This window comes from Streptomyces sp. URMC 129, from assembly GCF_051386415.1.
GTDB lineage: Bacteria > Actinomycetota > Actinomycetes > Streptomycetales > Streptomycetaceae > Streptomyces.
The window spans coordinates 1-4,566 of sequence record NZ_JBPQTQ010000222.1; the positions used below are offsets into that span (position 1 = coordinate 1).

The following is a 4,566-nucleotide window of genomic DNA, read 5'->3' on the forward strand; positions in this document are numbered from 1 at the left end:
GGACTGGCCGGGGGGGTGTCGTGGCACGGCCGCCGGGGCATCGGGGCGCGGCGGGGCCGGTCCCGTGGTCCGCCATGACCTCCGACGTCATCGACCGGTGGCGGTCCGCCGGGCCATCGTGGTGGCACCGACGAACCCCGTCCCCGACGAGGAGCTGATGACCATGTCCGCGCTGACCTTCCGGACCACCACCACCGCAACCCCGGTTCCGCCGCGCGTCCGGCTCCGCCGGTGGCTCGCCCTCGACGCCGTCGTCACCGGTGGCAACGCGCTCGCCTACCTCGCCGCCGCCGGGCCGCTCGGGCGGCTGCTGGGGCTGGACACCGCGCTGGTCGCGGGCATCGGGGCGTTCCTGCTCGTGTTCGCGGGTGGCGTCGGGTGGCTCGCCACCCGGGCGGAGCCGCCGGTGCTGCCGGTCCGTCTGGTGATCGAGGCGAACGCGGCCTGGGTGGTCGCCGGCCTGGGCTCGCTGGCGCTGGGCCTCGGCCCGAGCACGGCGGGTGCGGTGTGGATCCCGGCCCAGGCCGCGGTGGTGGCCGCGCTGGCGGCGCTGCAGTACGCGGCGCTGCGGGCCGCGCGCGCCTGACCGGTGGGCGCCCGGCCCGTGGACGACTGCCCCTTGGACGCCTGACCCGTCGCGGGGGTGCGGGTCAGGCGAGGTGCCGCAGGAAGTCCGCGGTCTCCGGGTCGGCCGGGAGGAAGGTCTCCAGGGCCAGCTCGGAGACCGTGACGTCGACCGGCGTGTTGAACGTCGCGATGGTCGACAGGAACGACAGCCGCCGGCCCTCGTGCTCGACGATCATCGGCAGGGCCAGCCGGCTGCTCTCCCCCGCCCGCTCCTCCCCGCCGGGGGGCAGCGGATATCCCGCCACCTCCTCGTACAGTTCGCGCAGCGGCGCCGAACGCAGCAGCGCGAGCTGCCGGCGCATCTGGTCCAGCAGATGCCCGCGCCACTCGCGGAAGTTGAGGATGCGGGGGGCCAGCCCCTCGGGGTGGAGGGTGAGCCGCATGGCGTTGAGGGGCTGGGCCAGCAGCTCGGGCGCGACGCCCCGGAGCATCAGCTCGATGCCGCGGTTCGCCGCCCAGACGCGGTAGCAGCCGTCCACCACCAGCGCCGGATACGGCTCGTACCCGGCCAGCAGCCGGTCCAGGCCCAGGCGCAGTACGTCGAGCGCGGGCGAGTCGAACGGCGACTCCGGGTAGTGCGGGGCGTGACCGGCGGCGACCAGGAGCGCGTTCCGCTCGCGCACGGGGACGTCGAGGTGCTCGGCCAGGCGCAGCACCATCTCGCGGCTCGGCCGGGCCTTGCCGGTCTCGATGAAGCTGATGTGCCGCGCCGAGGAGTCGGCGCGCAGGGCCAGATCGAGCTGGCTGACCCCGGCCCGCTGACGCCACTCCCGCAGCAGCGGGCCCACTCCGGTGGCGGCCGGGTCGGCTGAGGTCGGTCCGGCGGTGGTCCGGGCGGTGGTCGCGGCAGCGGTCGCGGCGGTGGACATACGGCGAGCGTACCGCCGCGCCGCCCGGGAACGGCGGCCCCGGCGTCCGATACTGGGCCCCGGCAGCCGCCCGGTCCGGAACGAGGAGTGGAGGAGTGGAGGAGTGAGCAGCATGGCGCGGTCACCGGCCCCCGCACCGCGCACGGCGGGCGTCACGATCGCGGCCGACGGCCTCCCGATCGCCACCCGTATCTGGCTCCCGCCCGGCCGCGCCCCCCGCGCCCTGGTGCAGATCGCCCACGGAGCGGCCGAACACGCCCTGCGCTACGACGGGTTCGCCCGGCATCTGACCGGGCACGGCTTCGCGGTCGTGGCCTCCGACCACCGCGGGCACGGCGCCACGGCCGGGCACACGGGTGGGCTCGGGGTGGCGCGCGGCTCCGGCTGGCGGGCGATGGTGGAGGATCTGCGGGCGGTCGGCGCGCGGGCCCGGGCCGCGATGCCGGGGGAACCGGCGGTGCCGCACGTGCTGTTCGGGCACGGCATGGGCAGCCATCTCGCCCGTGACTACGCGCAGGAGCACGGCACGGGTCTGGACGGGCTGATCCTGAGCGGCACGTTCCGCTCCCTGCCGGGCTGCGAGCCGGAGACGGCGGCCGGGCAGCTCGCGGAGGAGGTCGAACGGGGCGGGCGGGACGCGCCGTCCGACTTCGTGCCCGACCTGTTCGCCGCGTTCAACGACCGGTATCCGTACCGCACCGGCTTCGAGTGGCTGTCCCGCGACCCGGTGGCGGTCGACGCGTATGTGGCGGACGGGCGCTGCGGGTTCGCGTTCAGCGCGGGGCTGTCCCTGGACTGGGTGCTGGGGGTGCGGAAGATCAACGACCCGGAGCAGCTCGGCCGTGTCCCGCGCGACCTGCCGGTGCACGTCGTGGTCGGTGACCAGGACCCGTGCCACGCGGGCATGACGCTGGTGTACGAACTGCTGGAGGACTTCCGCTACCGGGGGACGCGCGAGCTGACCTGGCGGGCCTATCCGGGCGCCCGGCACGAGATCCTCAACGAGACCAACCGCGCCGAGGTCCGTGCCGACCTGATCTCCTGGCTGGAGCGGCGGGCCGCCTGACCGCCGCGCACGGTCACTTCTGGCCAACGGGCGTTCAACTCCCCTGTGGGGTGGAAAGATTCGGCCCCGGTGAAGCCCGCTTGGCGGGGAGCCGTCGCAGGGAGAGAAGGGCAGCATGGCCGAGACCGGAGCCGGAGACGGCGTCGCGCAGGAGATCGACATCAACGTGCCCAGCGTGGCGCGGATCTACGACTACGCCCTGGGGGGCAAGGACAACTACGCGGTGGACCGGGAGGCGTTGGCCAGGATCGAGGAGACGGCGCCCAGCACCCGCCCGCTCGCCATCAACAACCGCCGTTTCCTGCAGCGTGTGGTGCGCGTCCTGGCCCGTGACTACGGCATCCGGCAGTTCATCGACCACGGCTCCGGCCTGCCCACGCAGGACAACGTCCACCAGATCGCCCAGGGCATCGATCCGGACGCCCGCGTGGTCTACATCGACAACGATCCGATCGTTCTCGCGCACGGCCGGGCGTTGCTGGAGGAGAACACGAACACGGCCGTGATCCAGGCCGACTTCCGTGACACGGAGACCATTTTCGGTCATCCCGAGGTGGAGCGGCTGATCGATCTCGATCAGCCGGTCGCGGCGCTGTTCGTGTCCGTGCTGCACTGCATCCCGGACTCCGACGACCCGGCCGGCCTGGTGCGGCGGGTGGCGGACCGGCTGCCGTCCGGCAGCTTCCTGGTGATCAATCAGCTCGTCAGCGAGGACGCCGCGCTGCGCAAGCGGATCACGGACTTCATGGACGAGAGCACGCGGGGGCACTGGGGCCGGGTGCGTCAGGCGCACGAGGTCCGCACGTACTTCGAGGGCTTCGAGATCCTCGATCCCGGCCTGGTGGAGATCAGCACCTGGCGCCCGGACACCGATCTGGGGCCGAAGCAACTGACCGATGAGTGGATCGAGTTCGGAGGCGTGGCCCGCAAGTCGTGACGCCGCGCGGCCGGACCGGTCCGCAGCCGCGGTCCGGTCCGGCACCGCCGGGTCACAGGGTGCGCTTGAGCCCTTCGAGGAACCGCAGACCGTCGAGGAACTCGGCGGTCTTTCCGTGCGGTTCGGCCGTGGCGCACAAGCTGTCCATCACCGCGAGGTAGTCCTCGACATCGTCGCGCTTGTCCAGGTAGAGCGCGCTGTTGAGCTGCTCCAGATAGACGATGTCGGGCAGATCCGGCTCCAGGAAGCGCAGGATGGTGATCGGGCCGCCCGCCGCCGCGAGGCCGCCGAGCCGGAACGGCGCTATCTGCAGGGTTATGTTGGGGCGCTCGGCCAGCTCGCGCAGCTTCTTGATCTGGGTCCGCATCGCCTCCGGACCGCCGAGCGGGCGGCGCAGCGCCGCCTCGTCGACGACGGCCCACAGCTTGGGCGCGTGCGGCTTGTCGAGGAGCTGCTGGCGCTCCATCCGCAGCTCGACGCGGCGTTCGACCTGGCGGTCCGACGCCCGCGGGTTGCCCAGCCGGATGCAGGCGCGGGCGTAGTCGGGTGTCTGGAGGAGTCCCGGGATGAACTGCACCTCGTAGGTGCGGATCATCGACGCGGCCTCCTCCAGACCGATGAGCGTCTCGAACCAGCTCGGCAGCACATCGCTGTACCGCTGCCACCAGCCGGGCTTGCTCGCCTGCCGGGCCAGTGCCAGGAACTGCTCGCGCTGGGTCTCGTCGACCACGCCGTACAGCGTCAGCAGGTCGGCGATGTCCCGCTCCTTGGCGCTCACCCGGCCCAGTTCGAGCCGGCTGATCTTGGCGTGGGATCCCCTGATGGCGTCGCCCGCGGCCTCCCGGGTGATGCCGCAGCTCTCGCGCAGGCGCCGCAGATGCGTGCCGAGCACGATCCGCAGCACCGTCGGTCCTCCCCTCGGGTGAGAGAGGAGGCCCCGCACCGAGGAAGAGGCCCGACCTGCCTGAGCTGACGTCATGTGTGTCCCCTGAGTGTTGACTCTTCGCCCTGCGCCATGAAGCTCCTGGTCAGGAGCCCTGTTCATCACCCTGACACCCATCACTGAC

The 4,566-nt window shown here is 72.7% G+C and carries 5 protein-coding genes; 3 read left to right on the plus strand and 2 right to left on the minus strand.

Annotated features, from left to right (window positions below; all coding sequences use genetic code 11):
• Nucleotides 1–157: 157 nt before the first annotated feature.
• A complete protein-coding gene (locus tag ACSNOC_RS27005) occupies nucleotides 158–586 on the plus strand; it encodes a hypothetical protein (RefSeq protein WP_436750205.1) in 429 nt (142 codons plus the stop codon).
• A 64-nt stretch (nucleotides 587–650) separates the two neighbouring features.
• Here ACSNOC_RS27005 and ACSNOC_RS27010 read toward each other — a convergent pair whose 3' ends face one another.
• The gene (locus ACSNOC_RS27010) at nucleotides 651–1,496 is read right to left on the minus strand and encodes a helix-turn-helix domain-containing protein (protein ID WP_436750201.1); all 846 of its coding nucleotides are present in this window, start codon (nucleotides 1,494–1,496) and stop codon (nucleotides 651–653) included.
• Between the two features lie 112 nt (nucleotides 1,497–1,608).
• On the opposite strand from ACSNOC_RS27010, the gene ACSNOC_RS27015 reads away from it, so the two are divergent.
• Entirely contained in the window at nucleotides 1,609–2,562 is a 954-nt protein-coding gene (locus ACSNOC_RS27015) for an alpha/beta fold hydrolase (RefSeq protein WP_436750202.1), read from the plus strand.
• A gap of 115 nt (nucleotides 2,563–2,677) precedes the next feature.
• On the plus strand, nucleotides 2,678–3,499 hold the full coding sequence (locus ACSNOC_RS27020) for an SAM-dependent methyltransferase (protein ID WP_436750203.1): 822 nt from the start codon (nucleotides 2,678–2,680) through the stop codon (nucleotides 3,497–3,499).
• A gap of 52 nt (nucleotides 3,500–3,551) precedes the next feature.
• On the opposite strand, the gene ACSNOC_RS27025 is transcribed toward ACSNOC_RS27020, so the two are convergent.
• Nucleotides 3,552–4,478: a helix-turn-helix domain-containing protein gene (locus ACSNOC_RS27025; RefSeq protein ID WP_436750204.1), complete on the minus strand. Its 927-nt coding sequence runs from the start codon at nucleotides 4,476–4,478 to the stop codon at nucleotides 3,552–3,554.
• Nucleotides 4,479–4,566: the final 88 nt, after the last annotated feature.

Bases quoted from the DNA above. Each gene is read 5' to 3' on its own strand.
- ACSNOC_RS27005 (WP_436750205.1), top strand. From the start codon at position 158: ATGACCATGTCCGCGCTGACCTTCCGGACCACCACCACCGCAACCCCG.
- ACSNOC_RS27010 (WP_436750201.1), bottom strand. From the start codon at position 1,496: ATGTCCACCGCCGCGACCGCTGCCGCGACCACCGCCCGGACCACCGCC.
- ACSNOC_RS27015 (WP_436750202.1), top strand. From the start codon at position 1,609: ATGGCGCGGTCACCGGCCCCCGCACCGCGCACGGCGGGCGTCACGATC.
- ACSNOC_RS27020 (WP_436750203.1), top strand. From the start codon at position 2,678: ATGGCCGAGACCGGAGCCGGAGACGGCGTCGCGCAGGAGATCGACATC.
- ACSNOC_RS27025 (WP_436750204.1), bottom strand. From the start codon at position 4,478: ATGACGTCAGCTCAGGCAGGTCGGGCCTCTTCCTCGGTGCGGGGCCTC.